Annotated in this window: 31 protein-coding genes, 1 pseudogene and 1 CRISPR repeat array; of the genes and pseudogenes, 13 read left to right on the top strand and 19 right to left on the bottom strand. The window is 72.3% G+C overall.

From position 1 onward, the window contains the following. From ACFVSN_RS37145 to ACFVSN_RS37085, 13 genes are all read right to left on the bottom strand, one after another. Positions 1 to 618 carry a PIG-L deacetylase family protein gene (locus ACFVSN_RS37145; RefSeq protein ID WP_387596009.1) on the bottom strand — a complete coding sequence of 206 codons (618 nt, stop codon included), beginning with the start codon at positions 616 to 618 and terminating at the stop codon, positions 1 to 3. Further along, positions 615 to 1,478: a 5'-3' exonuclease H3TH domain-containing protein gene (locus ACFVSN_RS37140; protein ID WP_387596012.1), complete on the bottom strand. Its 864-nt coding sequence runs from the start codon at positions 1,476 to 1,478 to the stop codon at positions 615 to 617. Before ACFVSN_RS37140 ends, ACFVSN_RS37145 begins: the two co-directional genes overlap by 4 nt. Continuing rightward, on the bottom strand, positions 1,478 to 2,080 hold the full coding sequence (locus ACFVSN_RS37135; RefSeq protein ID WP_387596015.1) for a glycosyltransferase family 4 protein: 603 nt from the start codon (positions 2,078 to 2,080) through the stop codon (positions 1,478 to 1,480). The genes ACFVSN_RS37140 and ACFVSN_RS37135 overlap by 1 nt, the downstream gene beginning before the upstream one ends. Positions 2,081 to 2,605: 525 nt before the next feature. Next, positions 2,606 to 3,163 (bottom strand): phosphoribosyltransferase, encoded by a 558-nt coding sequence (locus ACFVSN_RS37130; protein ID WP_387596018.1) that lies wholly within the window; start codon positions 3,161 to 3,163, stop codon positions 2,606 to 2,608. Next, positions 3,160 to 4,107 carry a radical SAM protein gene (locus ACFVSN_RS37125; RefSeq protein WP_387596021.1) on the bottom strand — a complete coding sequence of 316 codons (948 nt, stop codon included), beginning with the start codon at positions 4,105 to 4,107 and terminating at the stop codon, positions 3,160 to 3,162. Before ACFVSN_RS37125 ends, ACFVSN_RS37130 begins: the two co-directional genes overlap by 4 nt. Next, positions 4,104 to 5,144, bottom strand: coding sequence for a glycosyltransferase family 2 protein (locus ACFVSN_RS37120; RefSeq protein WP_387596024.1), 1,041 nt, complete (start codon positions 5,142 to 5,144; stop codon positions 4,104 to 4,106). Before ACFVSN_RS37120 ends, ACFVSN_RS37125 begins: the two co-directional genes overlap by 4 nt. Further along, the gene (locus ACFVSN_RS37115; protein WP_387596027.1) at positions 5,141 to 5,584 is read right to left on the bottom strand and encodes a hypothetical protein; all 444 of its coding nucleotides are present in this window, start codon (positions 5,582 to 5,584) and stop codon (positions 5,141 to 5,143) included. The genes ACFVSN_RS37120 and ACFVSN_RS37115 overlap by 4 nt, the downstream gene beginning before the upstream one ends. Then, positions 5,581 to 6,144 (bottom strand): formylglycine-generating enzyme family protein, encoded by a 564-nt coding sequence (locus ACFVSN_RS37110; RefSeq protein ID WP_387596030.1) that lies wholly within the window; start codon positions 6,142 to 6,144, stop codon positions 5,581 to 5,583. The genes ACFVSN_RS37115 and ACFVSN_RS37110 overlap by 4 nt, the downstream gene beginning before the upstream one ends. A gap of 11 nt (positions 6,145 to 6,155) precedes the next feature. Continuing rightward, a complete protein-coding gene (locus ACFVSN_RS37105; protein ID WP_387596033.1) occupies positions 6,156 to 6,854 on the bottom strand; it encodes an RNA-directed DNA polymerase in 699 nt (232 codons plus the stop codon). Positions 6,855 to 7,098: 244 nt separating this feature from the next. Next, positions 7,099 to 7,812 carry a 7-carboxy-7-deazaguanine synthase QueE gene (locus tag ACFVSN_RS37100; protein WP_387596036.1) on the bottom strand — a complete coding sequence of 238 codons (714 nt, stop codon included), beginning with the start codon at positions 7,810 to 7,812 and terminating at the stop codon, positions 7,099 to 7,101. Continuing rightward, positions 7,809 to 8,210, bottom strand: coding sequence for a 6-pyruvoyl tetrahydropterin synthase family protein (locus ACFVSN_RS37095; protein WP_387957854.1), 402 nt, complete (start codon positions 8,208 to 8,210; stop codon positions 7,809 to 7,811). The genes ACFVSN_RS37100 and ACFVSN_RS37095 overlap by 4 nt, the downstream gene beginning before the upstream one ends. Further along, positions 8,207 to 8,917: a 7-cyano-7-deazaguanine synthase QueC gene (gene queC / locus ACFVSN_RS37090; protein WP_387596041.1), complete on the bottom strand. Its 711-nt coding sequence runs from the start codon at positions 8,915 to 8,917 to the stop codon at positions 8,207 to 8,209. Before queC ends, ACFVSN_RS37095 begins: the two co-directional genes overlap by 4 nt. Positions 8,918 to 9,055: 138 nt before the next feature. Further along, complete coding sequence (locus ACFVSN_RS37085; protein ID WP_387596044.1) at positions 9,056 to 9,331, bottom strand: hypothetical protein; 276 nt, start codon at positions 9,329 to 9,331, stop codon at positions 9,056 to 9,058. A 181-nt stretch (positions 9,332 to 9,512) separates the two neighbouring features. On the opposite strand from ACFVSN_RS37085, the gene ACFVSN_RS37080 reads away from it, so the two are divergent. Both ACFVSN_RS37080 and ACFVSN_RS37075 read left to right on the top strand, forming a co-directional pair. Continuing rightward, on the top strand, positions 9,513 to 10,262 hold the full coding sequence (locus ACFVSN_RS37080) for an XRE family transcriptional regulator (RefSeq protein WP_387596047.1): 750 nt from the start codon (positions 9,513 to 9,515) through the stop codon (positions 10,260 to 10,262). Then, positions 10,259 to 10,729 (top strand): NUDIX domain-containing protein, encoded by a 471-nt coding sequence (locus tag ACFVSN_RS37075; RefSeq protein ID WP_387596050.1) that lies wholly within the window; start codon positions 10,259 to 10,261, stop codon positions 10,727 to 10,729. The genes ACFVSN_RS37080 and ACFVSN_RS37075 overlap by 4 nt, the downstream gene beginning before the upstream one ends. On the opposite strand, the gene ACFVSN_RS37070 is transcribed toward ACFVSN_RS37075, so the two are convergent. Continuing rightward, the gene (locus ACFVSN_RS37070; RefSeq protein ID WP_387596053.1) at positions 10,730 to 11,275 is read right to left on the bottom strand and encodes an HD domain-containing protein; all 546 of its coding nucleotides are present in this window, start codon (positions 11,273 to 11,275) and stop codon (positions 10,730 to 10,732) included. Positions 11,276 to 11,313: 38 nt separating this feature from the next. Continuing rightward, positions 11,314 to 11,814 (bottom strand): annotated as a pseudogene (locus ACFVSN_RS37065) (transposase); the annotation flags it as partial. Positions 11,815 to 11,940: 126 nt separating this feature from the next. Continuing rightward, positions 11,941 to 12,755: a CRISPR direct-repeat array (repeat unit 28 nt; unit sequence GAGCAACCCCCGCGAGCGCGGGGCCGAC). Between the two features lie 154 nt (positions 12,756 to 12,909). On the opposite strand from ACFVSN_RS37065, the gene ACFVSN_RS37060 reads away from it, so the two are divergent. Further along, positions 12,910 to 13,212: an HD domain-containing protein gene (locus ACFVSN_RS37060; protein ID WP_387957852.1), complete on the top strand. Its 303-nt coding sequence runs from the start codon at positions 12,910 to 12,912 to the stop codon at positions 13,210 to 13,212. Positions 13,213 to 13,454: 242 nt separating this feature from the next. After that, on the top strand, positions 13,455 to 13,826 hold the full coding sequence (locus ACFVSN_RS37055; RefSeq protein ID WP_387596056.1) for a hypothetical protein: 372 nt from the start codon (positions 13,455 to 13,457) through the stop codon (positions 13,824 to 13,826). On the opposite strand, the gene ACFVSN_RS37050 is transcribed toward ACFVSN_RS37055, so the two are convergent. After that, entirely contained in the window at positions 13,802 to 14,374 is a 573-nt protein-coding gene (locus tag ACFVSN_RS37050) for a MarR family winged helix-turn-helix transcriptional regulator (protein ID WP_387596059.1), read from the bottom strand. The two genes, ACFVSN_RS37055 and ACFVSN_RS37050, sit on opposite strands and share 25 nt — an antisense overlap. Before the next feature lie 285 nt (positions 14,375 to 14,659). On the opposite strand from ACFVSN_RS37050, the gene ACFVSN_RS37045 reads away from it, so the two are divergent. The 5 genes from ACFVSN_RS37045 to ACFVSN_RS37025 all read left to right on the top strand — a co-directional run bounded on the left by ACFVSN_RS37045 (position 14,660) and on the right by ACFVSN_RS37025 (position 18,846). Next, positions 14,660 to 15,859: a cytochrome P450 gene (locus ACFVSN_RS37045; RefSeq protein WP_387596062.1), complete on the top strand. Its 1,200-nt coding sequence runs from the start codon at positions 14,660 to 14,662 to the stop codon at positions 15,857 to 15,859. A gap of 46 nt (positions 15,860 to 15,905) precedes the next feature. Further along, positions 15,906 to 16,103, top strand: a complete 198-nt coding sequence (locus tag ACFVSN_RS37040; protein ID WP_380440429.1) for a ferredoxin — start codon at positions 15,906 to 15,908, stop codon at positions 16,101 to 16,103. Then, complete coding sequence (locus tag ACFVSN_RS37035) at positions 16,100 to 17,299, top strand: NAD(P)/FAD-dependent oxidoreductase (protein ID WP_387596065.1); 1,200 nt, start codon at positions 16,100 to 16,102, stop codon at positions 17,297 to 17,299. Before ACFVSN_RS37040 ends, ACFVSN_RS37035 begins: the two co-directional genes overlap by 4 nt. A 68-nt stretch (positions 17,300 to 17,367) precedes the next feature. Then, positions 17,368 to 17,745, top strand: a complete 378-nt coding sequence (locus ACFVSN_RS37030; RefSeq protein WP_387596067.1) for a peptidoglycan-binding protein — start codon at positions 17,368 to 17,370, stop codon at positions 17,743 to 17,745. 333 nt (positions 17,746 to 18,078) lie between these two features. Continuing rightward, positions 18,079 to 18,846, top strand: coding sequence for an ATP-grasp domain-containing protein (locus ACFVSN_RS37025; RefSeq protein WP_387596159.1), 768 nt, complete (start codon positions 18,079 to 18,081; stop codon positions 18,844 to 18,846). A 67-nt stretch (positions 18,847 to 18,913) separates the two neighbouring features. Here the strand turns inward: ACFVSN_RS37025 and ACFVSN_RS37020 are convergent, their stop codons facing one another. Further along, on the bottom strand, positions 18,914 to 19,237 hold the full coding sequence (locus ACFVSN_RS37020; protein ID WP_387596070.1) for a hypothetical protein: 324 nt from the start codon (positions 19,235 to 19,237) through the stop codon (positions 18,914 to 18,916). Between the two features lie 537 nt (positions 19,238 to 19,774). Here ACFVSN_RS37020 and ACFVSN_RS37015 point away from each other — a divergent pair. Then, complete coding sequence (locus ACFVSN_RS37015) at positions 19,775 to 20,752, top strand: alpha/beta hydrolase (protein WP_387596072.1); 978 nt, start codon at positions 19,775 to 19,777, stop codon at positions 20,750 to 20,752. A 354-nt stretch (positions 20,753 to 21,106) separates the two neighbouring features. Here ACFVSN_RS37015 and ACFVSN_RS37010 read toward each other — a convergent pair whose 3' ends face one another. Then, positions 21,107 to 21,658, bottom strand: coding sequence for a Uma2 family endonuclease (locus ACFVSN_RS37010; RefSeq protein WP_387596074.1), 552 nt, complete (start codon positions 21,656 to 21,658; stop codon positions 21,107 to 21,109). Between the two features lie 275 nt (positions 21,659 to 21,933). Here ACFVSN_RS37010 and ACFVSN_RS37005 point away from each other — a divergent pair, with 275 nt between their 5' ends. After that, on the top strand, positions 21,934 to 22,395 hold the full coding sequence (locus ACFVSN_RS37005; RefSeq protein WP_387957850.1) for a hypothetical protein: 462 nt from the start codon (positions 21,934 to 21,936) through the stop codon (positions 22,393 to 22,395). Between the two features lie 7 nt (positions 22,396 to 22,402). Here ACFVSN_RS37005 and ACFVSN_RS37000 read toward each other — a convergent pair whose 3' ends face one another. Beyond that, the gene (locus ACFVSN_RS37000) at positions 22,403 to 23,608 is read right to left on the bottom strand and encodes an MFS transporter (protein ID WP_387957849.1); all 1,206 of its coding nucleotides are present in this window, start codon (positions 23,606 to 23,608) and stop codon (positions 22,403 to 22,405) included. A 125-nt stretch (positions 23,609 to 23,733) separates the two neighbouring features. Here ACFVSN_RS37000 and ACFVSN_RS36995 point away from each other — a divergent pair, with 125 nt between their 5' ends. Beyond that, entirely contained in the window at positions 23,734 to 24,135 is a 402-nt protein-coding gene (locus ACFVSN_RS36995) for an ACT domain-containing protein (protein ID WP_387957847.1), read from the top strand. Positions 24,136 to 24,283: 148 nt separating this feature from the next. Continuing rightward, positions 24,284 to 26,662 (top strand): ATP-binding protein, encoded by a 2,379-nt coding sequence (locus tag ACFVSN_RS36990; RefSeq protein ID WP_387957845.1) that lies wholly within the window; start codon positions 24,284 to 24,286, stop codon positions 26,660 to 26,662. Positions 26,663 to 26,770 lie beyond the last annotated feature (108 nt).

The raw sequence follows: 26,770 nt of genomic DNA, 5'->3' as shown, positions 1-26,770 counted from the left end.
TCAGAGGTGGGTGGCGCCGGGCAGGCAGCCGAGGATCGGCACGGCGGTGAACGCCTCCGCGTACCGGGTGCCGATGCGGGCACCCCAGAGCCGGCCGAGGGTCTCGGCCATGGGGCCGAAGTGCTGCTCGATCGGCTGGCTCGCGTGCACGCGCAACGCGGTCAACTTGGTGTCGAAGGTCGTGGTCGCGTCCACGATCACGTCGGCGCGAACCGGGCCGTCGAGGGTGAGCGAGTTGTAGGTGTCGCAGGTGTAGAGGCGGGTCGGGCGGCCGGTGGCGATGCGGGGCTCGGGGACGGCCGCGAGCACGGCGGCGGCGACTGCCCGGTGCTCGGGGTGGACGTCGTTGAGTGGGTGGGTGATGACGATGTCCGGCCGTGTCTCCAGCAGCAGTTGCTGCACGGTGGCGTGGTCAAGCCGGGGGACCTGGCGCAGGCCGGCGCCGAGGACGGCTGCGCCCCTGCGGGCCTCGGCGTCTCGGACGTCGTCGTGGTGCGGGACGGCGATGGTGACCGCGTTGTGCTTGGAGTGGTGGGCGAGGGTTGCGCCGGCCCACAGCTCGGCGTCGTCGGGGTGGGCGAAGGCCGCCAGGACCGATCCGGGCAGCGCGGCGGTCACCAGAGCCCCAGCTTCTCGACGACGTCGGCGGGCTTGGGCAGCTGCGGGCTCGCCACGTCGCGAAGGGCGACGGGGACGTCGAGGTCGCGGCGTACCGTGATCATCGTCTCCCAGCGGAGTACGTCGGCCCATGCGATGGTGATGGCGGCGCCTTTTGCGCCGGTGAGGCGCCCGGAGCCGGGCAGGTCGTGCAGTGGCATGCCGTCTCGCAGCAGGGTGGCGGCGACCTTCGGGCCGATGCCGCGGAGGCCGGGGATGTTGTCGGACTTGTCGCCGGTCAGGGCGCGGAAGGCCGGCCATTGGGCGGGGGTGACGCCGTAGCGGGTGAGAACCTCGTCGGCGGTGATGATGCGTTGGGAGGCTTTGCGGAAGCGGTTGAGGATCCGCACGTCGTCGTCGAGGAGCTGGTAGAAGTCCATGTCCCGCGACATGATCAGGACCGGCCGGGTGGCGGCGGCCCGGGTGGCGAGGGTGGCGATGACGTCGTCGGCCTCGGCGTCGTCGACCTCGACCCACCGGATCCCGTACGCGTCCAGGCCGTCCTTCACCGGGGCGAGGAACTGCAGCGGCTTGAGCGCCTCCGGCGTCGCCTCCCGGTTCGCCTTGTAGCCCTGGTCGGCGGCCACGCGGTCGGCGGTACCGTACTCGCCGTCGAAGACGACCAGGACCTCGGGCTGTGCGACGTCGAGGTCGTCACGGATCGCGGCGCGCAGCAGGGCGAAGAAGGCGAACAGGCCGGTCAGCTCACGGGACTTGTCACGGGAGAAGATCGGTGCGGGAAAGCCGAAGGTGCCGGCCCACAGAAGGTTGAAGCCGTCGACGAGCAGCAACGGGGCAGGGGTTGCGGGGTTTTTGGGCATCACGACACCGCCTCTAGAAAGAGTTCAGCGATTCGGCGCGGCTGGAACTCGGCCGCTCTCCGATACACGGTCTGTGTAGTCGCGGCATACAGTATGTCATCTTCCAGGAGGGTCTGTGCCGTCTTGTGGAGGGCGGCGGGGCCGTCGTCGTGCTCGACGAGCAGACGGTCGCCGTGGCCGGTCGGTTCGATCAGCGCGGGCAGGTTGCCGATCCGGTAGGCGACCACCGGGGTGCCGACGCTCATGGCTTCCAGGGCCACCAGGCCGAAGGTCTCCTTCAGGCTGGGGACGATCACCACCGCTGCCCCGGCGAGCCACGGCAGTACCTCGTCCCAGGCCAGCCCGCCGAGCAGAAGGACGTTCGGAGTGCGGGCCGCCGGTCGGCGGCAGCGTTCGAGGAGCTCGGACTGCGAGCCGACGGTGTTCTCGAATCCTGCTTCGGCGAGGGCCACTTCGACGGGCCGGTTCCAGTCGGCGGCGGCCTCCAGGAAATCGAGTACGCCTTTTTCCGGTCCGAGCCGTGCGAGGACGCGTACCGGGCCTTGGCGGCGCAGCTGCTCGCGGCGGGACGGCGTGGGCGGGGCTGCCGAGGCGTCGGTCATGAGTGCGTTAGGGACGACGCGCAGGTTCCGCGGGCCCCAGCCGGCCAGTTCGTCGCGGACGACCGGGGAGGGCACGAGGACGCGGGTCGCGCGGGCGAGTGCGGGTCCGGCGTCGAGGACGTGCGGCTTGACGTGGGCGGCGAGCGCACGGCGGACGTGACCGGGGATGTCCGCGCAGGCGACCGAGCCCCCACAGGGCGTCGCAGAACAGGACAGTGTCGATGCGGTGTTCGGTGATCAGGTCTCGGATCTGCCGGGTCAGCCTGCTGTCCTGGTAGGTGATGGCGCGCCGCAGAACGTCGTCGTCGCAGGGGAAGCGCACGTCATCGAGGCGCAGGTGCGCGATGGCGACGCCGGGAAGACCGGGGCTCTCGGGCTGGGGCGCGGCGGTGGCGATGACGGGCCGGTGGCCGCCTTGGGCGAGGCCGAGGGCCAGGGCCGCCGTCGCGCGTTCGATGCCGGCCGGGGCGTCCGGGGTCCAGGAGACGAGGACCAGCAGGACGCCTCGGGAGGAGGCGGCGGTGATCACCGGGAGTTCACCCGCCGCAGGGCCGGGACGGGCTGGGTCTGGCCCTGCGGCTGGATCTCCCAGGGGAAGACGACCCAGTCGTTGACGGTCCAGGCCCACCGGTGGGGGTTCTGCGGGCAGCCGCGGTTGCGGAACAGCGCCGCCGTCATGATCGTGGCATTGTCGGCGAGCAGATGGTGTAGTGCGTCGGTGACGGCAGCGAACGTCGCTCCCGTGCCGATGATGTCGTCGACGAGGAGCACCGTGCCGGTGAAGCGGGCGGGCAGCGTGTCCGGGAGGAGGACCCGGACGTCGCCGGTGGCCTTCTGGAACAAGGCGTCGCTCGTGTTGTGCCGGGCGGTGACGGCGTGAAAGGGCGTTTTCAGGTAGTCGGCCATAATCCGGGCCGGCTCGATGCCGCCGGAGGCGATGCCGATCACGCAGCCGACCGCCGGTTCGATGCCGACGACGGACTCGGCGAGCAACCGGGCCGCGTCGAAGCACTGGTAGCGCGTCGGCGCGAACGGAATCCGCCGGGCGAAGACCCGCCGCGCAGGGTAGGGGGCGTTGGTCATGAGCTGCTCCCGGAGGTGGGCAGGCGGAGGTCGGCCGGGCCGGTGACGGGGACGAACGCGGAGATGCCGGTGGCGCCCCGGGTGTTGCGCCAGGCGAAGCCGTCGGCGCGCAGGACCGTGAAGCCGCCCGCGCTGTGCCGGGTGCGCAGCCGGACCCGGACGCCGGCCGGGACGGTCAGCGGGCCGACGGTCTCCTGGGCCTGGTCGTCGGTGAGCATCTGCTCGGCGGCGAGTGCGGCGCCGTCGCCGATGGGGAGCATCTGGAGGAAGGACACCCCGCCGGCGCCGAGCTGGGCGGCGAGGTTCAACAGCTCCTGGGCCTCGTGCTTGTTGGCCTGCATGAGGACCATCTGGAGCTGGACGAACAGGCCTTCGGCGACGGCGGCGCGGATGCCCGTGATGGCGCGCCGGTAGCTGTCCTGGCCGCGCCAGGTGTCGTGGGTAGCCGCGGTGGCGCCGTCGAGGGAGACCCGGATCGCGTCGAGGGCGCCGGCGAGTGCCCGGGCTCGGCGGGCGAGGTGCCAGCCGTTGGTGGTGCAGCTGACCACGCTGGTGCCCCGGCTGCGGATCGCCCGTGCGAGGTCGGGCAGTTCGCGCAGCAGCAGCGGTTCGCCGCCGGAGATGTCGACGCCCAGGACGCCCGAGGCGGCGATGTGGCGCACGAGGGCGCGCCGTTCGGCCTGGGTGGACTCGCGCACGGTCTTGTCGTCGAGGCACTGGGGGCAGGCCAGGTTGCAGCGCACGATCGGGGACCAGCACATGCTCAGCGGGTAGTCGAGCGCGAGGGCGGCCGGGTCGGCCAGGGGCCAGGCAGCGACCTGCTGGTCGTCCAGGGCGACGCAGCCACTCGGGAGCGGTTGGGGCGGAAGGTGGTTGGTGCCGACCGCCGGGTCGTGAACGACGGTGGCGTCGTCGAACGTGGCGGCGGCGAAGGTACGGATCATCGGGTGATCACCTCGGCGTCGGTCAGGTGCTTGTCGGCAGTGGCGGCGAAGGCGCGGACCTGTCCGGCGGGTGCGGGCAGGGACAGCAGGTGGCGGTAGCGGGCGAGCGTGGCGGGCCAGGTGGCGAGCTTGGCCTGCCATTGGGCGGCGGCGTCCGACGGGTCGAGGTGGAAGCCGACGGCCTGGCGCAGCGGGATGACGAGGCAGCCGGCGGCGATCAGGGCCGCGCCGAGGTGGGTGTCCTCCATGCCCCAGCCCAGCGCGCCGAACTCCTCGTCGAAGCCTCCGACGTCCACCAGCTGCTGGCGAGGCACGGCCAGCAGCGCGGTGACTGCCATCCTCGGCAGGTCCCAGTCGTAGTAGAACCGGCCGTAGCCGAGGTTCTGGAAGTCGTCGGTGGCGTCCAGCGGTCGCCCGTCCAGCTCTTCGGTGAGCGTGATGCCGGAGTACGGCAGGACCTTGCCGACCGGTGGTGTCCAGATGACGCGGTGGTCGGCCGCCAGGAGCGGAGGCCCGTCGGGCAGCCGCACCCCGTTGCACGGCGCCGCCTGGCAGGGGACGTTGTGCCGGAACCCCGTCAGCACGGTGTCGTCGGAGGCCCGTGCGGCCACGTCGGCGATCACGTGGGAGGGCAGCACCATGTCCGCGTCGACGAACAGCACGGTCGGGGCCTGGGCGAGGCGGGCCCCGGTGTTGCGCGCCGCGGCCGAGCCGCGTCGCTCGGCCAGGCGTACCGCGGTGGTGACCGCCGGGTGCCGGCGGGCGATGTCGAACGTCTCGTCCGTGGACGCGTCGTCGACCAGGATCACCTCCACCGCGGCCGCGTGCTGCTGGGCGCCGAGCGCGTCCAGCACCGCCGGGAGGGCGTAGGCGGTGTTGCGGGCGGGGATCACGACGGACAGTCGTCGGCCGGCGCTGGCACCCGCGGGGGTGGGCTGGTGCCAGCCCACCCCGGTTCGCGCGGTGAAGTCCGTCGTGAAGTACCGGTGGGCGTTGGCCTGGGTCCCGAGCGTGTCCGCGAGGCTGGTGTGCATCATGGCCACCTCCATTCGTCGAGCACGGCGGCGGCCTGCGGCCAGCCGCGAGGGTCGGAGATCCAGTGCAGGGCCGGGCGCTCCGGCAGGGCCAGGAGATCGGCGAGCAGGATCAGGTAGTCGGGTTCGAGGACCAGTAGCACCCGCCGTGGGGCGCCGTTGGCGGTGAAGTCGCGGCGGATCTGTTCGGCTACCACCGGGCGTAGCTGCCGGGCGAGGCCGGCGTCGAGCCGCTGGTCGTAGGGCGCGAGAAGGTCGTCCGCCCGGACCAGGCCGTAGGCGGCGGACAGGAAGCGGATTCGGGTGCGGGCCTCGCGGTGCCCGGCGAAGCGGGCGTTCAGCTGCGGGGCGATGCCGCCGGTGTACCGCTCCAGGGCGGGCAGCGGCCGGGACTCCGGCGCCTTGCGGTGCGAGCAGCCCGCGATCACGAGGTCGCCGATCACGCCGCTCTCACCACCCTGAAGCCGATCCCAGGCGAGGCGAGCTCGGCGGGCGCGGCGTTCAGGAACGTGCACCTCGCATACAGCGGCAGTGAGTTGTAGGAGCCGCCGCGGATCACGAAGCCGTCGCCGATCGTGGCCGACGACGTCCACTCCCAGCAGTTACCCGCCATGTCCCACAGGCCGCTCGGAGTCCGCCCGTGGGGATGGGAGGTCACGGGGGTGGGTCGTCCGCAGGCGCCACGTAGGTTCGCTCGCGATTCGTCCGGCTCCTCGCCGCCCCACGGGTACAGACGGCGCTCGACGCCGGAGGCCGCCCACTCCCACTCCTTCGACAGCGGCAGCCGGCCGCCCAGGTCGGCCGCGATCCGGGCCGCCTGCGCATGGGCCACTGCGACCAGCGGCCGGTGGTCCGACCCGAGCCCAAGCTGGAAGGGCGTCAGCGGTGTGGCCGTCCACTCCAGGTCGGCCACCTTCACCGGCTTCCGCCGGTCGCCGAACAGGCACGTTCCACCCGCCACCGGCACCCAGACGAACGAGCGTCCGGCCAAATTCGCGGTCATCGCTCGCCCTCTCATCCGGCGATCAGGAACAGGTCTTCGGCGTTCGCCCCGGCCCAGACCTTCGACTTGGCGAGGTTGGGCCACAGTCCGCAGCAGGCCAACGCCTTGGTGACGGCTTCGAGGGCCTCGCCGGCCTGTTCGGCGCCGTCGCAGAAGACGCAGTAGTTGTCCGCGAACCGCACGACGCGGTACCCGGCCAGCCGTGCGTCCGCCCGGGACAGACGCAGGTTGATCAGCAGCGGCGCCAGCGCCGTCCCCGGCATGATCGGGAAGGGCAGCGGTTCCAGCACCCGCTCGAACAGGCGCAGGAACGAGCCGTCCGCGACGTGCTCGGCCAGCCAGCCGGTGACCTTGGTCGCGCTCGATCCTTCCGACACCCTGCGCACGTCCACGTCCACGACCCACCGGCAGCCCTCACGCAGGTGTCGGTCGGCGTCGCGCAGTGCCGAGATCCGGTTGCGCCCGGCCCGATAGCCCGAGACCCAGTCGGCGAACGCCCGCTGCTCCAGGACCGGCTCGACGGCGTTGCGCATCGCCCGCTGCACGACCCGGTCCGCCACCGTCGGGATCACGGATACGAACGTCTTGCCGGTGTACGAGGTGATCTCGACCTCGCGCACCGGGCTCGGAGTCCAGGAGCCGGCTCGCAGTTCCTCGGCCAGAGCCTTCAGCCGGCCGCCGAGGTCCTGCCGGAACTGGGCCCAGCTCATCCCGTCGGCCCCTGGGGCGCCGGCGCGGCGCATGCAGGCACGTGCCGCCCTCTTCAGATGCCGGACTTCGACGAGGAACGGCATCAGCGAATGGGCGCGTAGTGCAAGGGAGTTGGCTATAGTGGGATGTGCCTGAGCGGCATGCAGGATCCCGCTCCCCTCCGCACCGAGTGCTTGGCCGCTACCCAACACGAGCGGCCTCGGGGAGCCGGAACGACCGCGCCGCTCAGGCACCTTGCTGTTCTCAGCGGCCACGCTCGTCCTCCCAGAGCAGCGTGTGCAGCCGCGGCGTGAGGTTCCAGCCCCGGGCCAGGACTTCGTCCGCCAGCGCCCGCATCCCGCCGAGCACCGCTTTGCTGCTCGTGCCCTCCGGCATGATCCACACCTCGGGGAACGAGAACTCCTCCGCCAGGGAGGCGACTTCATCGAGCTGGCCGGCCTCGCGTACGACGAACTTGAACCGGGCCTTGTCGCAAGCCGCGAACGCCCGCAGCGCCTCCGGGTTGATCCGCCGGTCGCCGGGCGCGGCGAAGGCCTCCAGCTTCGGCGAGACGTTGAACCCGGACACCGCTTCGACCAACCCGGGCCGCGGGCTGATGGTCCCGTTCGTCTCCACCTCCACCCGCCGCCCCGGAAGCAGTCGCACCAGGTCGACGACCGCGTCCTGCTGGAGCAGCGGCTCGCCCCCGGTCACCACCACCAGCCGCGACAACCAGGACATCACCCACGCTGCGAGGTCCTCGACACCGATGCGGGTGGAAACCTCGCGCGGGTCGAACCGCGACCAGTCCCACGTCTCCGGGGTGTCGCACCCCGGACAGCGCAGGTTGCACCGCGACAGCCGCACGAACAGAGCCTGCTGCCCGCAGCTCGGGCCCTCACCCTGGAGCGTCGGCCCGAAGCACTCCGCCACCAGCAGCCCCCTGCCGCCGGCGAGCTTGCCGCCCGACAGGCTCACCGCTCCTCCAACACGAACTCGGCCCAGCTGCTCGCCGTTTCCGACACCCGAACCGACACCAGCCGGCCCGGCAGCCCCGGTTCCAGCTGCTCCACGAACCAGCTGGCCAGCCACGCGGCGAGGTTCTCCGACGTCGGCGCGACCGGCAGGACGTCGTTCAGCACCCGGTGATCGAGCGTGCCGTCGATCATCTTCTTCACCGGGCCGAGATCGCCGAAGTCCGTGACGAAGCCCGGCCCCACCAACCGGTCGGCCGCGAGCACGAACACGGCCTCGTAGGAATGGCCGTGCATCCGGGCGCACTGGTGCCCCACCGGCAGGCTGGACAGGAAGTGCGCGGCCTCGAACCGGAACGTCTTCGCGATCCGGTACCGGCCGGGCAGCACGAGCCCGCTCATCGGGCCACTCCCGACGACGCGGCGGCGTACACGGTCGGATCATCGACGCCGGCCAGCTCGAACGCCTCAATCCGCTCGGTGCACGTCCCACACGTCCCGCAGTGCAGCGCGCCGCCGCGGTAGCAGGACCAGGTCTCCGCGAACGGCACACCGACCTGCTCGCCGACCCTCACGATGTCGGCCTTCGTCTGACCGATGAACGGCGCCAGCAACTGGAAGTCCTCGGGGATGAACCCCTCGTTCCCGACCCGGGCCACCTCGGCGAAGCGGTCGAAGAACTCGGCGCGGCAGTCCGGATAGACGGAGTGGTCGCCGGCGTGGGCACCGAACGCCACCGCGTCCGCACCCGAGGCGACCGCCACACCCAACGCGACCGACAACATGATCGCGTTCCGGTTCGGCACCACCGTGCTGCGCATGCCCTCCGCGGTGTAGTGGCCGTCCGGCACCGCGATGGTGGCGTCCGTGAGTGCCGAGCCTGACAGCAGGCGGCCGAGCCCGCTCAGGTCCACCACCTCGTGGCGGGCCCCGAGACGGTCCGCGATCAGCACCGCGAAGTCGAGCTCCTTCCGGTGCCGCTGGCCGTAGTCGAAGGAGAGCAGCGTGAGTCGGCTGCCGCCGCTGGCGAGCCAGTAGGCCACGGTGGTGCTGTCCAGCCCACCAGAGGCGATCACCACCGCGTGACGCGGGGGCGCTTGTACAGTCATCTCCATACATCTTTCTCGTAGTCCTCCAGTACGGAGGGCGGAGTGAGTTCGTGCGGCTTGGCCAGGACGCAGCCGGTCTTCTCGAACAGCCGGCAGATCTGACAAGGCGCGAAGGTGTGTACGGGTGCGGTTGCTCGGCTACGCGGTCGTTCCCGTGAACGAGGCGTCCGGGGCGCCCGGGGCGAGGACCACGGTGGGTTCCTCGGACCTGTCCAACTGGTGGTCGATGAGCAGGCCCAGCAACGTCAGGCCCAGGAGGTTCCCGGCCAGCCAGCCCGCTTCGATCGCGGCCCCCAAGCGGTTGGAGAGGCGCGCCCGCCGGTGCTGCGAACCATTGCCCGAATGCAGGCCGCTGATCTCCTCGCGAGCTTCGCGCCGTGCGACGGCCGTGCCACTGAGAGAGGGCGACTTCATGGTCAGTCTCCGCGGATGCGCAGGTGAATTCCGCTCGTCCGGAAGAGCCGGGTGAGCGGATGGGAGCTCAGAATGCCTTGCAGAAAGGGGACATGATCAGACCCGAGCTGGACGTCTCGGGACGTCCTCTGTATCGTCCTGAGGCCTCAGTACGTCCCAAGACGTCCTACTCGGGAGCGCAATGGCGAACGAACGTCTCCGATCGGCTCTCGTCATCCGAGGCGTTACGGAGAAGGAGCTGGCTGAGCACTGCGACGTGGACGCCAAGACGGTGGAACGCTGGATCCTCAAGAACCGCGAACCGTACCGGCGTCATCGGCAGGCTGCAGCGGCCAGGTTGCAGATCGACGAGGACTATCTCTGGCCGGACGCGAAGCCTGAGACGCAACGCCGGGACGAGTCGGACGCCGAGATCGTCCACCTCTACCCGCACCGCTCCTCCGTCCCGCCAGAGCTGTGGCTCCAGCTCGCCGAGCGCGCCACGGTCGAGATCGGCGTCCTTGTCCATGCGGGCGTCCACCTTGCGGAGAACCCGCGGTGGCACCGAACGCTCGTCGAACGGGCGCGAGCGGGGGTTCGCGTCCGTCTGCTGCTGGGCGACCCGGACAGTGCCGAGGTCGCGCGCCGGGGCGAGGAAGAGGAAATCGGCGAAGGCGTCGCGTACAAGGTACGCGAGGTCATTAAGCTCTACCGCCCGCTCTACGGCACGCCCGGCATCGACTTCCGATCCCACCGCTCCACACTGCACAACTCCCTGTACAGGTTCGACGACGAGATGCTCGTCAATACCCAGATCTATGGCGTGAGTGCCCCGTTGACCCCGGTGCTCCACCTGAGGCGCGTCGCCGGCGCCCAGCTCGTCTTGACCTACCAGCACAGCTTCGAGAAGGTCTGGGCGAGTGCCGTTCCCCTACCGAGGCAGGCATCGTGAGCCGTACCGACTACTTCGACGACCCGGGTGCCCCGAAGGCCCAGCGGATCGTCCCCGCCGTCACCGCCTTCGTGGTGAACGACCGCGGCGAGCTGCTTCTCGAAAGGCGCTCCGACAACGGCCGGTGGGGGATGCCGGGCGGGGGCCTCGAGATCGGCGAGAATCTCCCAGGTGCCGTCGTTCGCGAGGTACTTGAGGAGACGGGCATCGAGGTCGAGGTCACCGGCCTCGTCGGCACCTACAGCGACCCGGGGCACGTGATCGAGTTCTCCGACGGGGAGGTCCGTCAGGAGTTCTCCCTGTGCTTCCGGGCGAGGCCGGTCGGAGGTGAACTGAGCGCCAGCTCCGAGTCCTTCGAGGTCCGGTGGGTACCGCGCGAGGAACTGGAGGCGCTGGACATCGCCCCGACGACCAGGCTCCGCCTCGCTCACGGTTTCCGGGAGGAAGCGGCCCCCTACCTCGGCTGATCAGGCGCAGCCGGCTTCGGCGAGGCGCTTGGCCACGCGGTCGACCATGGCCAGGAAGGCGGGCCGGGCCGCTGACACCGCGCGGTGGACGACGTCGTCCGCGTCGTACCGCCGAAGCACTTCGTCGAGCCTGGACACGGGTTCGACGACGGTGCCGTCGGGGCCGCTGGTGACGTCGCAGTAGGTGATCGCGTCCAGCAGCTCCGACGGCGGCCGGCGGAAGACCGCCAGCTCGGCCGACAAGGCCAGTTCGGCCACTTCCCATTCCGACGAGGAGTGGTAGGCGACGAGCGAGCAGACCATCGGATCGACACCGAGGTGGCTCAGATAGCGCGCGCCGTCGATCATGTGCTGCCCCGTGTCGACCACGGAGGCGGCATAGCCGACATCGTGGAGGATCGCGGCGACAGCGACCAGATCGGCGTCCGCGCCGAGCACCGGAGCGAGAAGCCGGGCCTGCTCAAGGACCCGGCACGAATGCGCCCAACGCGAGGGAATGCTCGCGAGCAGCGATTCGGCGGTCTGGTACGCGAGGCTCAGGTGCATCGCTCTAGGCTAAGGGCTGGGCTGTCCCGTAATTGAGCGGATCCGGCCCGCAAGGGCTCGCCCTTGCGGGCCGGCCGCAGCAGCCGCACTCCCCACCGTGCGAGCTCGTGTTCGAAGGCGCGGCCGTAGTATTGCCGGTCGCTGATCAGGATCTGCCCAGGCCGGGAGCCGGCGAGGTGGGGCTCGTCGCCGAGCATGCCGAGCACGGTCTCGCGTTCGTCCGCCTTCGCGCCGGTCAGCGCGAAGGCGGACGGGCAGGCCGTGCAGGGTGCAACCCGGGTGCAGACGCAGGCCCCAGAAGAACAGGGAGTGGCTGGCGCAGTAGCCGTACTCGGCCCAGCCAGCCAGGTCGGATCGCTGGGCCGTCTCCGGTGCGCGACCGCATTCCACCGCCCGGAGTCGACGACCCACACGGTGTCGGCCCACAGCAAGGTATCCCCTGCGAGGAAGCGATTGCCCCGGGCGATCAGGTCGGCGGCCTTGCGCAGTCGCCAGTTGTAGCCCGACTGCGTGGGCAGGTACGGAAACAGGTGGCGCAGCTAGGCGGTGGCGCAGCACGCGCGGGGATTGCTCCCAGGCCGCCCGAAAGCTGAACATGAAAGAAGCGTCGGCCCCGCACGCGCGGGGATTGCTCCAAGACCCAGCCCCTCGCCCCGTTCCTGCGCGAGTCGGCCCCACGAGCGCGGGACCGACACCTGACCCCGCGCACTGTCAACAACTCCGAGCAACCCCCGCGAGCGCGGGGCCGACGAAGCCCTTGCCCGTGGCCACGAGGTCACCACGGAGCAACCCCCGCGAGCGCGGGGCCGACTTCTGCATGCTGGCCTGGAAATCGCCGGCCGTCGAGCAACCCCCGCGAGCGCGGGGCCGACACTGGGAGGGAGTCCCGGTGATGGCGAGAGCCAGAGCAACCCCCGCGAGCGCGGGGCCGACCCTACCGGCCGTAACCCCCGGTCGTCACCGTCGGAGCAACCTCCGCGAGCGCGGGGCCGACCCTACCGGCCGTAACCCCCGGTCGTCACCGTCGGAGCAACCTCCGCGAGCGCGGGGCCGACGTCAGCCAGTACTCGGCATCGGGCCCCTGGACGGAGCAACCCCCGCGAGCGCGGGGCCGACCCATTCGCGGGCTCCCGAGCTCGGTTCAACCGGGAGCAACCCCCGCGAGCGCAGGGCCGACATGCGCCACGCCATGTCGACGCCCATGCCCTCGGAGCAACCCCCGCGAGCGCGGGGCCGACCCGCCGGGTGTCACCCCCAAGCGCCTGCGCCGGGAGCAACCCCCGCGAGCGCGGGGCCGACTCCAAGAGGAGCGCCGCCACAGGACCGCAGGTGGAGCAACCCCCGCGAGCGCGGGGCCGACTTGCTGGACACCCGTACCTGCACCGACTGGACGGAGCAACCCCCGCGAGCGCGGGGCCGACTCCAGCGCGAAGTCGTGCCCGCCGGAGAACGAGAGCAACCCCCGGAGCGCGGGGCCGACACTTGCTGACCTGCGGTGATCTGCCTTAGCCGGTGCGTTCTGAGTTATCTCGATTGGCTGTCAGCTTCTCGAGGAAGCAGAGAATTGTCTCATCTCTCTTTGCTGCTGGCCGAGTTGTCAGCCTCGCGCCCTGCGCTCCTGAATCCTATCTTGCATGGGAGGTCGGACGATGGTCGATGACCGCTGGCGGCGGTATCCACCACAGGTCAGGGGTTGGCTCGGTGTCTTGTGGGGCAAATCCGCCGGGCAGGCCGGCGGCACTGCCAACCTGCTGCTGTCGCACATGCTGGACACTGCCGCGGTCGCGGAGATCGTCTGGGACCGCTACCTACCGCCGGTGACACGGTTGGGTCCGGACGCCCTTGTGGGCGGTCAGGGTAAGGGGCGATGCCTGTTCGCCTGGCTGTGTGGGATTCATGGCTGCGGCAAAGCCACCCCTGGTGTTCCAGTACCTTGATGCGGTCGGCGAGGATGAAGCCGCAGTTGATGTATCGGTGCGCGGCACCGGGGTCGGCGATCGATCCCTCGCCGCAGATCAGCGGGGTCAGGTCCTGGCTCCGGTTCTGGCACTGGTCCAGGTGGGGCATCCCGACCCCATGGCTGGCACGTGCGCCCGGGTCCGGCTCCCTGTGGTTGCGACTCGGTGACCATTCGTCAGATCACCTGTCGCACGGCCGTGCGAACCGGCATCCTGGCGACATGCGGTGGATCCGGCGCGCGGCACGGGTCACGGACGGCGACCTCTTCCAGGCGTGGCTGTACGGCGGTCTCACACTGGCGGTCGACCTGCGCCTCCTGGCCATCGTTCGGGACGCACGCACCGGCGCGTCCCTCGTGTTCCTGGCCTCGGCCGGCGCCCTGGCCGGATTCGGCCTCGGCGTCCTGCTCGGACGCCGCCGGGGGTACCGCCGGTGGACGGCGGCGACCGTGCCCCGGCCCGCCCTCCGCCTGGTGCGGTGCGCGACGACGGGGGCCCTCTACGCCCACCTCGTCCTGCCGGCCGTCCTCGTCGTCGACGTGGTCCGGCACCCGGACCACGTCATTCTCTACCTGATGGTCCTCGGCGCCTGAACCCGGCCCGCCCCGGCGCTCTCCTGCGCCTGCCCGGGGAGGGCGGGCGGGCCGTCCTCGGTGTGCATGGTGGCGCGCGCCCGCTGGACGTACCGGTCGATCAGGTGGCGTAGCACGCTGACGGTGGCGGCGACGTCCGGGTCGGGGATGCCGTCCAGTGCGCCGGCCAGTCCGGTGATGTTGGCCTGTTTCAGCCGGTCGAGCACGGCGTGTCCCTCGGGGGTGAGTTCGACCTGGCGGGCCCGGCGGTCCGTCGCGTCCTGGGTGCGGGCCACCAGCCGCTGGCCCTGGAGGCGGTCGATCTGCCGGGTGACGTGGGAGGACTTGACCATGAGGCGGTGGGCGAGGTCGGTGACCCGGCTGGCGCCCTCGGCTTCGGCGAGCGCGCGCAGCAGGTAGATGTCCGAGCGGGCGGCGGTGATGCCAGCCCGGGCCATCTGGCGTTCGTGCTGCTGTGAACGCGTCAGGAGGTAGGCCAGACTGGCCAGTACGGCCTCCAGGTCCGAGGTGGTGGTCCGTTCGTCTACGGGGTCTTCGGCGTCCGACATGCAGGAACCTTAGCGATCCGGTGCGGGTCGCGGCGGTGGTGTGGCGGTCGTGCGGTGCCGGTGCGGGCCTCTGACCGGATTTCGGACAGATTCGTTCGCCACCCGGCGGGGCCTTTCGCCGCCACGGACCGCGAGTTAGCGTGACGATGAGTTAGTTGCTTAAGGCACGCAATGAACCCGGGGGCCGCTGCACCACCCCGCTGCACCACCCCGCCGCGCCACCCCGCCACCCCGCCACGCCCCCACCAGCCGCCGGCACACCAAGCTCCGGGAAGGGAGCCCCCCATGGCCACGGCCGCACCCACCCCCCGCTTCACCCACCCCGCCGCCCGCGGCGCCTGCCCCTTCGCCCCGCCCCCCGCCTACCAGCAGGCCCAGCAGGAGGAGCCGATCAGCCGCGTCTCCCTGTGGGACGGCACCCCCAGCTGGTTCCTCACCCGCTACGACGACATCAAGGCCGTCCTCGCCGACCCCCGCTTCAGCTCCGACGCCACCCGCCCCGGCTTCCCCTTCATCAGCGCCGGCGCCCGGCAGCTGGGCGCCGGCCAGGTCACCTTCATCCGGATGGACGACCCCGAACACGCCCACCAGCGCCGGATGCTCACCGGCGAATTCATGATCAAGAAGGTCGAGGCGCTGCGCCCCGAGATCCAGCGCATCGCCGACCGCCTCCTCGACGACATGACCGCCGGCCGCACCGAGGCCGACCTCGTCAGCGACTTCGCCCTGCCCCTGCCCTCCCTCGTCATCTGCCTGCTCCTCGGCGTCCCCTACGAGGACCACGCCTTCTTCCAGGAGTGCAGCCGCGTCCTGCTGCGCCGCGACTCCGCGCCCGAGGACGTCGACGCCGCCCAGAAGCGCCTGGCCGACTACCTGGTCGCCCTCACCGAGACCAAGCGCACCGCACCCGACGACGGCATCCTCAGCCGCCTGGCCGAGCGCGGCGAGCTCACCACCGAGGAGATCGGCGCGATGGGCCGCCTCCTCCTGATCGCCGGGCACGAGACCACCGCGAACATGACCGCCCTGTCCGTCCTCGCCCTGCTGCGCAACCCCGCCCAGCTCGACCACCTGCGCGCCCACCCCGAGTCCGTCCCCGGCGCGGTCGAGGAACTGCTGCGCTACCTGACCATCGTCCACTCCGGCCTGACCCGCGTCGCCACCGAGGACGTCGAGGTCGGCGGCGTGACGATCCGGGCCGGCGAAGGCGTCATCTGCATGGTCAGCACCGCCAACCGGGACGCCGCGCAGTTCCCCGGCGGCGACGAGCTCGACCTCACCCGCGACGCCCGCCGCCACCTCGCCTTCGGCTTCGGCACCCACCAGTGCCTCGGCCAGCCCCTCGCCCGCCTGGAACTCCAGATCGCCCTCGACACCGTCCTGCGCCGCCTGCCCGGACTGCGCCTGGCGGTCCCCTTCGAGGACGTCCCCTTCCGCGGCGAGATGCTCGTCTACGGCCTCCACGCACTGCCCGTCACCTGGTAACACCCCCAGCCCCCATACCAGTTCACCCACCCCGAAGGGAAAACCCGTGCTCGTCACCATCGACCAGGACAAGTGCTGCGGCGCCGGAAGCTGCGTCCTCGCCGCCCCCGACGTCTTCGACCAGCGCGACGAGGACGGCATCGTCGTCCTGCTCGACGCCCGCCCGCCCGCGGACCTCCACCAGGCCGTCAAGGACGCCGCCGACGTCTGCCCCGCCGCCGCGATCCGCCTGGAACTCGCGTGACCGCACTGCGGCGGATCGCCGTCGTCGGAGCCGGCGCCGCCGGACTGCACACCGCCGAAGCGCTGCGCCGGGCCGGCTACGACGGCCGCCTCACCCTCGTCGGCGCCGAGGACGCGCCGCCCTACGACCGGCCGCCGCTGTCCAAGCACCTGCTCTCCGGCCAGTGGCAGCCCGAGCGCCTCACCCTGCGCGAGCCCCACGCGCTGGCCGAGCTCCGGCTCGACCTGCGCCTGGGCGTGGCCGCCGCCGCCCTGGACCGCCGGGCCCGCACCGTCCGCCTCGCCGACGGCCACGAGGTGCCCTGCGACGCCGTCGTCATCGCCACCGGGGTCCGCCCGCGCCGCCTGCCCGGCGCCGAGACCCCGCTGGCCGGCGCCCACGTGCTGCGCACCCTCGCCGACGCCCTCGCCCTGCGCGAGGACCTGCGCACCGGCGGCCGGCTGCTGGTGGTCGGTGGCGGACTGCTCGGCGCCGAGGCGGCGGCCACCGCCGTCGCCCTCGGCGCCGAGGTCACCTGGCTGGTCTCCACCCCCACCCCGCTGGCCGGCGTCCTCGGCACCGAGACCGCCGCCCTGCTGGCCGGCCTGCACCGCGAACACGGCGTGCGGATCCACGTCGGCACGGCCACCCGGGTCCTTGAGCGCGGCGGGCGCGCCACCGGCGTCCGCCTCGCCGACGGCACCGACCTCGCGGCCGACAGCGTCCTGATGGCCGTCGGCTCCGAACCCGCCACCGGCTGGCTGGCCGGCAGCGGCCTCGCCCTGGCCGACGGCGTGCTCTGCGACGCCTACTGCGCCGCGGGCGACGGCGTGTGGGCCGCCGGCGACGCCGCGGCCTGGCCCGACCCGCACACCGGCCGCCACCGGCGCCTGGAGCAGCGCACCAACGCCACCGAACAGGCCCTGCACGCCGCCCGCAACCTCCTGGCCGGCCCGGACGGCACCCGCCAGGCCTACACCCCGGTCCCGTACCTGTGGACCGACCAGTACGGCCTGCGGATCCAGGCCTTCGGCCGCCCCGGCGCCGCCGACCGCTTCGAACTCGTCGACGGCACCGTGGCCGAGCACCGCTTCGCCGCCGCCTGCGTCCGCGACGGACGGGTCGTGGGCGCGGTCGGCATCGCCGCCGCCAAGGCCCTGCGCGGCCTGCGCGCCCAGGTCGCCGCCCACGGCCCCTGGCCCCCCGACCAGGCCTGACCCGGCCGTAGGGGGCGCGTATAGTCCGGGGTCTGATGATCATTCGTATTCCAATTCTTGGGGTTCCCTTGAGCAACACCTCCATCAGGCGGCGCGGCGCGTTCCTGTTCGCGACCACCGCCCTCGTCACCGCCGGCGTCATGGGCGGCACCGCCCAGGCCGTGCCCAACTCCGGCTCGCTGTGGGTCGGTTACGGCAAGAGCAACACGTACGCCAGCGTCAAGTGCGTCCAGCAGATCTCCAACTCCCTGCACTACCAGACCGGTTACCACACGATCGACGTGGACGGCTCGTTCGGCCCCGACACCGACGGGGCGGTCAGGGCCATCCAGAAGTGGGCGAGCCTGGACCAGGACGGCGTCGTCGGCCCGCGGACCGGCGACGCCATGATCACGGCCACCAAGGACGCCTACGGCTGCTACCCGTACCTGCCCACCCTCAAGTGACACCCGCCGCCCGGCCCTGGTAAGCATCGGGCGCCGATGGGCCCCGCCCCGCCTCCGGGCAGGGCGGGGCCCGCACCGGGGGAGCGGTCCTGCCGCGACGCGGCCTACCGGCCCAACGGTCATGCGGCTACCGTTAGTTGGCGCGAGCTATCGAATCCCACGCTGGTGAACGCGCCGACCCGACTTTCCCCGGCCGTCTCTCGTCCCGGTCCGCCGACGCCCGTCCTGCCCGATACCCGGCTGCGGCCGCGGGGGCGGTGGCACTAGCCTGGCGGCTTCGCGGAGTGGAGGAGGGGTGCGGTGCTGGTCATGCCGGGGCGGCGGACGTCGACGATGGAGCTGCTGGCCGCCGAGGCGGCCGGCCGGGGGATGCGGGTCCTGGCGGCGGAGGAGGCGGGCCAAGACGCGGGACCGGTTGCGGGTCCGGTGCACTGGTACGGCGGGCCGCTCGCGGGTGCGCGGCTGGCGGAGCGGCTCGGGTTCGCGCTGCTCGAACCGGCCGACGACTGGCTCGCCGAGCTGCCGGCGGAGTTCACCCGCCGGGACGTCAGGGCGGCAACCCTCGCGGACGCGTGGGCGCTCGACCGGCCGACCTTCGTCAAGCCGCCGCGGGACAAGTCCTTCCCGGCGGACGTCTACGCCGACGGCTCCCGCCTGCCCGCCGGCCTGGACCCCGCGACACCGGTGCTGCTCTCCGAGGTGGTGACGTTCGCGGCCGAGTACCGGCTGTTCCTGCTGGACGGGCGGATCGCCACGGCGAGCCGGTACGCGGTGTTCGGCCGCCTCGACCCGCGACCGCTCGACGGCGACCCCGCCGCCACGGAGATCGCCGAGTTCGTCGCCCGACTGGTCGCCGTGGCCGGCCCCACCCTGCCGAGCGCCGTCGTCCTGGACGTCGGACAGCTCCTCGACCCCTACCGCCCGGGCCACCGCTGGGCCGTGGTGGAGGCGAACATGGCGTGGTTCTCGCACGCGTACGCCGCCGATCCGGCACGTGTGCTGGACGTGGTGCTGCGCGCGGCGGGACCGCGCGAGCGGGTGCGGCCGCAGGACCTGCGCTTCGTGCGGCACCCGGAGTACCCGGATTACCCAGGGCAGTGAGAAGGGCCGGGAGACGTCGCCCCGGCCCCTCCCTCAGTGGCGGATTCCGGCGAACCCGCCGGTCGGCTCAGACACACTCCCACCCGTACGTCGACTCGGACACACATACGCTGGTGTTCAGGTGGCCGTTGATGCCGAACGCGTGCGAGCCGGGGTAGTAGAGGTCGGACGTACCGTTCATGTAGACCCGGTAGTCGGTCCAGGGCCCGCGGAGCGTGAAGAAGACCGTGGAGACGTCCTCCGCACGGTTGTAGGACACGCCGTCGACGCAGATCTGCTCGCCGTAGCCGTTCATCGGGCTGCAGCGGGAGGACGCCTGGGCCGGGGCCGCGATCGCCACCGTTGCCGCGAGCATCGCTCCGGCCATCAGGGCAGCTCGAACTGTGCGCATGTGGTTCTCCCTTGTGCGGTGGATGGCGCCGGGAAAATTACGCTGTCGGCCGTCGAGCGCGACGGGACCGCCCGCATCGACATCCAGCATTGAAACAGCGGGGGCAACGGTGGGCAAGCCTTCCGTCAAAATGCGTCCGACCAGCTGTAATTGACGGACAGACGTGCCGCAAGAGACACTTTTCCGGACTGAATGACAGGTAAGTGACATAGCATCATAATGACCTTGACCTGGGGGGATGCTGCGCTGGATCGCTCTTGTGCCGGTCCCGGAAAAGCTATTCAGGTCGATAGTCGCGCATACGGGGAAAATTCCCCAGACCTGCCTTTCCGTGGAATGTTGAATTCCTGAGGGACAAGGTCGCCGCCGACCGCGTAACCGAAGGCCGGAACCGCGCGGTCCGATCCCTCGTCACCTACGGTGGCCGGTCGCCCGAACCGGCCTGACCGGGGGAAACGTGTTCATGTCGCTGCCGTGGACCGCCGCGCGCCGACCGTGGCCGCACCCGAACGACCGCACGGCGAAAGGCCAGCAGACATGAGCACGCACACCGACAGCGCCACCGGGCAGCCCGAGCAGCCCCCGGCGCAGCCCGCCGGCCCCGCGGTGTCCCGGCGGCGCCTGCTGCGGATCGGGGCCGGCGTCGCGGGCGGCGGGGCCCTGCTGGGGGCCGGTGCCGCGGGCGGGATGCTCGCCGGGTGGCTGCCCGGCGGGGTGGCGCTGAAGAAGGCGCTGGGCATGACCGGCACGGACGGCACCGTGCCCGACGCGGCGCCGGGAGCGGTGCACGTCGAGCAGGTCCGCTCGGCGGCGCGCGGCCGGAACGTCACGATGGTGACCATGCTCCCGCCCGGCGCCACGGCGAGCACCAACCTGCCGGTGTGCGTGCTGCTGCACGGGCGCGGGAACGACGCCCAGGGCATGGTGACCCTGGGCCTGCCGCAGTTCCTGGCGGCCGCGGTCAAGGCCGGCGTGCCGCCCTTCGCCGTCGTCGCGGTGGACGGCGGGGACGCCACGTACTGGCACCAGCACGCCCCCGGCGACGGCGACGACCCGCAGACGATGCTCCGCGAGGAACTCCCGGGCTGGCTGCACGCCCGCCAACTGCCCACGCCGCGCGCCGCGATGGGCATCTCGATGGGCGGCTCCGGCGCCCTGCAGTACGCGATCGGCCGCACGCACGCCGGCCGCAACCTCGACGCCGTCGCGCTGCTCAGCCCGGCCGTCTTCCGCACCTGGGCGGACGCCCGCACCACCGGCGGCTACGCCGACGAGACGGACTGGCAGGCCCACGAGCCGGCGCTGCGCCTCGACGGGATGCAGACCGGCGCCCTCGGCGTGTGGTGCGGCCAGGAGGACCCGTTCTGCCCCGCCGCCCGCGAGGTCGCCCGTCAGGCCCGCGCCCGCGAGGCGCACTTCCCCGACGGCCTGCACACGGACGGCTTCTGGCGGCGGGTGCTGCCCGACGCGTTGTCCCTGCTGGGGCACACCCTGGCCACCGCTGGTGGCCAGTAACGGGAGATCAGGCCCGTGCTGCGACATTGCGACTCCCCTGCCTGGCGCCCGAGGCAGGGGAGTGCGGCGAGCCCCGTCATCGGTACGTCCTTCCCGGTTCGGCCCACGCCCACATCCACGCACTGTGTCGACCGGCCGTGCCGGCGTCTGAGGTGAGGCCGTGGGCTGGCCCGGTGAACGCAGCCGACCCGTAACAACTCGCCATCCGCTTCGGTGAATTCTTCGTCGAGTGCCGCCGCCTTGGTGCCCGGTGCCCGGTGCCCGGCGACGACTGGCTGACCCCGGTCTGCGCCCTGGCCGATTATGTGACAGGACCCTTCTTTGTACAGACCCAAAACTCAGGGTGAAAGAGGCTTAGTAGGGAAGCAGGTTGGAGGTGTCGAGGGAGAAGCTGAAGGGCTTGGGGACGTGGATCGGCTGACCGAAGTCGGCATCCTCCCGCATTCGGTAGCGATCGCCGTCGATTTCTTGGAAGAGTGTGGCAGTCTTCTGCTTTGCATCCACGACCAGGTAGAGCGGGATTCCCATGAGCGGGTAGTCACGGAGCTTGCCGGTCCAGTCGTTCTCGGGGTTCGACGGGGAGACGATCTCAACGGCGATCAGCGCCAGCTCCGAGGGGGTGGTGTTTTTGCCCGTGGTCATGGCGTCGTCAGGCAGATAGGTCAGATCGGGGTTGCGTAGTTTCGAGACCTGGGGGGAGTAAAGATCTGTGTTGTTGCTGAATAGGTAACCGTCCGGGGCGTGACGTTCGAACTGGCGCTGCACAATGGCGAGATTCCGCTGGTGAATGTCGGTGGGCGACGCCTGCATGATGACGGTGTCGCCAGAAAATTCGACCTTCCAGTCCGACGGGATCGTGCGACGGACTTCCTCGATCATCTCGAGATGGCGCGGGTCGATACTCAAGGAGTCCTCCTAGGATGTCTCGGATATCTTACAACCGCTGCTGCCAGGGCAGGCAGAGGACAGGGCGTTTCAAAGTTCTGACTGGGCGTTTCGTCCTTGACTTTGGTGGCTCAGGTTCCGTGTCACGTCGGGGTGCTCTCGCCGGTGAGCTGACGGGCCATGAGGCCGACGATCTCCACGTCGATTCCAGGGTGCGCCGATGCGGCCGTGCTTCTCCCGGGTGGTCTCGGCGGTGATGCTGACTCGGCTGTGCCCCGGGCCGTTGCCCTGCCGGGGTGACCGAGAAGACGATCAACCGTTACCGCGGGGCCGTGGAGCCGCTGCTGGGGCCGGGCGAGGCCTTGCTGGACGTGGCGAAGGTGGTCCCCGTAGCTGGGGTTGGCGCGCTCGGAGCCGACCCGGTCCCGTTCGGCTCGGCGCTCGCGCGCATCGGCGCGGTCGCCGGGGGAGGGGGGAGCCTGGCGGCGGCCTTCCCCACCGGGACGGCCCTGGGGAAGGCCGGGCTGCTGACGGTCACCGACCGCCGGGTCGCCTTCGTCGAGGCGGGCCCGGACCTCCGCAAGCCCGGCCGCCTGCTCTGGGCCGCGCCCCGGGCCCGGGTGGCACGGGCCGAGCGCCGGCCGAGGACGCAGGCGATGGCGCGCTTCCGGCTCCACTTCGCGGACGGTTCGTCGGTGGCGATGATGACCATGCGCCGGCGCACGATCGAGTCGCTGGCTGTCCACCTGGGCCGGTGACGGGCGCTCAGGCCCCGGCGTCCGCCCGGTGCAGCAGGTAGGCGCCGGAGGCGGCGGCCAGCAGGGCCATGCAGGCGGCGAAGACCAGGCCGGCATGGGCCAGGCCGAGCGGCCCGGTGAGCAGGCCGACGCCGATGACGGGGACCGAGATGCCGAAGTAGGCGACGACGAACAGCGCCGAGAGCGCGCCGCCGCGGTGCTCGGCGGGGCTCGCGGCGGCGACCTCGCCCACCGCGCCGCGCAGTCCCATGCCCTGGCCGGCGCCGCCCACCAGCGCGGCGAGCACCAGCAGGGCCAGGACGGCCCACGCGAGCGAGCCCGCCAGCAGCGCCAGCCCGGCGATCAGCACCAGGCAGCCCAGCGGGATGGCCCGCGCGGTGCCCAGGCGGGGGACGAGGAGCTGGCCGAGCGTGGAGGCGAGGAAGGCCGCGAAGACGACGAGTCCGACGACGGCCCGGTTGTGGACGTCCAGCGCCTCGGCGAGGAAGGCGGGGCTGACCGACGTGAACACCCCCAGCAGGGAGAACCCGGCGAACGCCGCGAGCCCGGCCGGGACGAACACCCGCCGGACCTCCGGCGTCAGCTCGGCCCGCTGGGGCCGGGCGGTGCGCAGCGGCCGGGTGCCGGCGACGGTCTCCGGCAGCGTCAGCACGAGGGCGAACGAGGCGGCGAGCAGCACCAGGTGCACCACGAACGGCAGCACCAGGGGCCGGGGCGCGTACTGCGACAGCAGCCCCGACAGCAGGGGGCCGCAGCCGAGCCCGCCCATGTTGGCGGCGGTCGCGGCGAAGCCCGCGCGTCCCCGGTGCCGCGCCGGGGCGAGCTCCAGCACGTACGCGGTGGCCGTGCCGGTGAACAGGCCCGCCGACAGCCCGGACAGCAGTCGCCCGAGGCAGAGCAGCGCCACGCTGTCCGCGGCCAGGAACACGACGGCGCTGCAGGCCGCGAAGCCCAGCCCGCACAGCAGGACGGGCCGGCGCCCTACGGTGTCCGAGACGTTGCCGACCAGCAGCAGGACGCCGATGACACCGAAGGCGTAGACGGCGAACACGACCGTCACCGTCAGCTCCGAGAAGCCGATCCGCTCCCGGTACAGCCCGTACAGGGGCGTGGGCAGGGTGGTCCCGGCCATGGCCACGGCGAACGCGAAAGCGGCCGGCAGGTAGCCCGCCCGGGCGGCAGCAGGCCGGACGGCCCGATGATCGGTCACCACGCCACGATAGGCACGCCACCCGGCCCGGCCCCCGACCGGCGGCCCCGCGCTGCGCCGACCGGCCGTACGCCGCGCCGCGGCCGCCCGCGGTTGATCATGGCTGCGGCGGGGCCTACGCTGGCCCGGTGAACGCAGCCGTACCGCAGCAACTCGCCGTCCTTCCCGGTGAGTTCGTCGTCGAGCAGCACGGCCCCGGTGCCCCGGTGCCCGGCGGCGACTGGCTCGCCCTGGTCCGCGCCCCCGAGGGCCTGACCGTCGTTCGGCCCGCCGACGCCGACGCCGACGCCGACGCCGACGCCGGGGGTGCGGGCGAGGGCGCGGAGCGCTGGGCCGCGTTCTACGGCGGGCAGACCGCCCACGGGCTCGACGTGCCCGGGATGCTGGCGGCGCTGCTGACCCCGCTGGCGGCGGCCGGGATCCCGGTCTTCACCGCCTCCACCTTCCACGCCGACCTCGTCCTGGTCCCCGCAGCCCGCCTCGCCGCCGCGACGGCCGCCCTGCGCGCGGCCGGGCACGCCGTCGGCTGACCGCCGTCTCGGTCGGCCGTCGCGCGCTCGCCGACGACCGCACCCCGGCCCCGTCCGCGAGTTGCGTGATCACCGAGTCCTCCACGGGGCGTGCGCCGTACGCTTGTCCGGACAGCGACAGGGGACGTCACCGGGGGGTGCAGCGCTGGTGGAAACTCGCGGGGCAGGGGCAGGGGCGCCGGATCCGGGCCGGGCGGAAGACCTCGCCGAACTCATCGGCCTGCTCGGCGAGTTGCGGGCCTGGGCCGGACAGCCGTCCTACCGGGTGCTGGCCGGCCGGGTGGGGCCGCTGCTGCGGCCCGCGCGGACGGTGTCGGCGACCACGGTCGTCGACGCCTTCAAGGCCGGGCGCCGCCGCCTCGACCTCGACCTGCTCGTGGGCATCGTCCGCGCCCTGGGCGTCGACGAGGCCGGCACGGAACGCTGGCGGGCGGCCTGCATCAGGGTGCACGCCGGGGCCAAGACCGGCGGCACCGCCGGGGTCTTCCGCCAACTGCCCGCCGACCTCGCCACGTTCACCGGGCGCGGACGCGAACTCGCCGCCCTGCTCGCGGCGGCCGGCCCCGGCGGCAACGCCGCGACGACCGTCGTGATCTCGGCGATCGAGGGCATGGCCGGGGTCGGCAAGACCCAACTGGCCGTCCACGCCGCCCACGAGCTGGTCCGCGCCGGCCGCTACCGGGACATGCAGCTCTACGTCAACCTGCGCGGATTCGACCCCGAACTGCCCCCGGCCGATCCGGCGGCCGTCCTGGACGCCTTCCTGCGCCACCTGGAGGTGCCCGCCCAGCGCATCCCCGACGGCCTCGACGCCCGCGCGGCCATGTTCCGCGACCGCCTCGACGGCCGGGCCGCGCTGATCGTCCTGGACAACGCCGCCGACGAGGACCAGGTCCGCCCGCTCATCCCGGCCTGCCCGTCCAGCCTGGTCGTCGTCACCAGCCGCCGCAGCCTGCTCGGCCTCGACGGCGCCACCGCGACCCGGCTCGACGTGTTCGACCCCGCCGAGGCCCTCGCCCTGTTCGCCCGCATCGCCGGACCCGAACGCACCGCGGCCGAACCCGAAGCGGCCGCCGCGATCGTCGCCGCCTGCGGCCACCTGCCCCTCGCGGTCTCGCTCACCGCCGCCCGCCTGCGCTCGCGCCCCACCTGGACCCTCGCCTACCTGCTGAGCAAACTGCACACCCACGGCGTCGACTCCGTCGCCACCTCACGACAATCACTGCGCGGCGTCTTCGACCTCTCCTACGAGGGCCTGCCCCCGGCCGCGCAGCGCCTGTTCCGCCTCCTACCGCTCAACCCCGGCCAGGACTTCACCCCCGGGGCCGCGGCGGCCCTGGCCGGCCTCGACGAACCCGGAACCGAACTGCTGCTGGAACGGCTCCAGGACGAACACCTGCTCCAGCAGAAGACCCCCGGACGCTACGCCCTGCACGACCTCCTCCACGCCTACGCCGCCGGATGCGCCCGCCCGGACCGGGACGAGGAACGCGCCGCCACCGGCCGCGTCCTCGCGTGGTACCTGGCCGGCGCCGACACCGCCGCCGACCGGATCGTGCCCTCCCGCTACGCCCTGGCGCCGGATCCCGCCCTCGCCGCCGCCTCGCCCCCGGCCTTCGAGGGCAGCGCCGACGCCATGGCCTGGTGCGACGCCGAGCACGCCAACCTGCTGGCCGCCGCCGAGAAGGCCGCCGCACTCGCCGAAAAGGCCGCCGCACCGCCGGTCGCCGGGGTGCCGGGCGGCGGCGACCTCGCCTGGCGCCTGGCGACCGCGCTGTCGACCTACCTGCACCTGCGCTGCCAGTGGCGGGAGCACGAGCACATCCACGAACTGGCACTGGAGGCCGCCCTCGCCACCGGCCACCTGGCCGGCGAGGCCTGGGTGCGCAACAACCTGGGCATCTGCCTGGCCGCCCTCGGCCGGCCCGACCACGCCGCCGCCCACCTCACCCGCGCCCTCCAGGTGCGGCGCGTCCTCGGCGACGTGAGCGGCGAGGCGGCCACCCTGAGCAACCTCGCCCGCGCCGCCGCCGAGGCGGGCGACCTGGAGGCCGGCCTCGGCCACGCCCTCCAGGGCCTCGACGCCGCCACCCGCGCCGGCGACCGCAAACGGGAGGCCGCGGTCCTCAACAGCATCGCGATCTGCCTGTGGGAGCTCGGCCGGCCCGAGGAGTCGCTCGCCTACCTGCTGCGGAAACTGGCCATGCACCGCGAGGACGAGGACCCCAACGGCCTGGGCCTGGCCCTGCACAACATCGCCGAGGTGCACGAGGCCCTCCACCAGTACGACCGGGCCGCCGGCGTGCTCCAGGAAGCCCTCGACACCGCCCTCGCCGCGGGCGACGTCCACGCCGAGGCCGGAGCCCTCTTCGGCCTCGCCCGCTGCCTGCACGCCACCGGCCGCTCCCGCACCGCCCGCGCACACCTCCAGCGGGCACTCGCCGTCTTCGAGGACCTCGACGCCCCCGAAACCGCCCGCGCCCGCGACCTGCTCGCCACCCTCGACGCCTCCGGACCGCACACCTGAGCCGGGGAAAGGCGCGTCGAAGCTCCGGTCGAGGGCGACGGACGACGTCACCCTCGACCGGAGCCCCGACACGCCGGGATCGACCCCACGCCGCCCCCGCACGTCCGG

The organism is Kitasatospora sp. NPDC057904, assembly GCF_042887925.1.
Lineage (GTDB): Bacteria > Actinomycetota > Actinomycetes > Streptomycetales > Streptomycetaceae > Kitasatospora.
The sequence above is the reverse complement of the archived record's forward strand: the minus strand, read 5'-3'. Positions and strand labels throughout refer to the sequence as shown.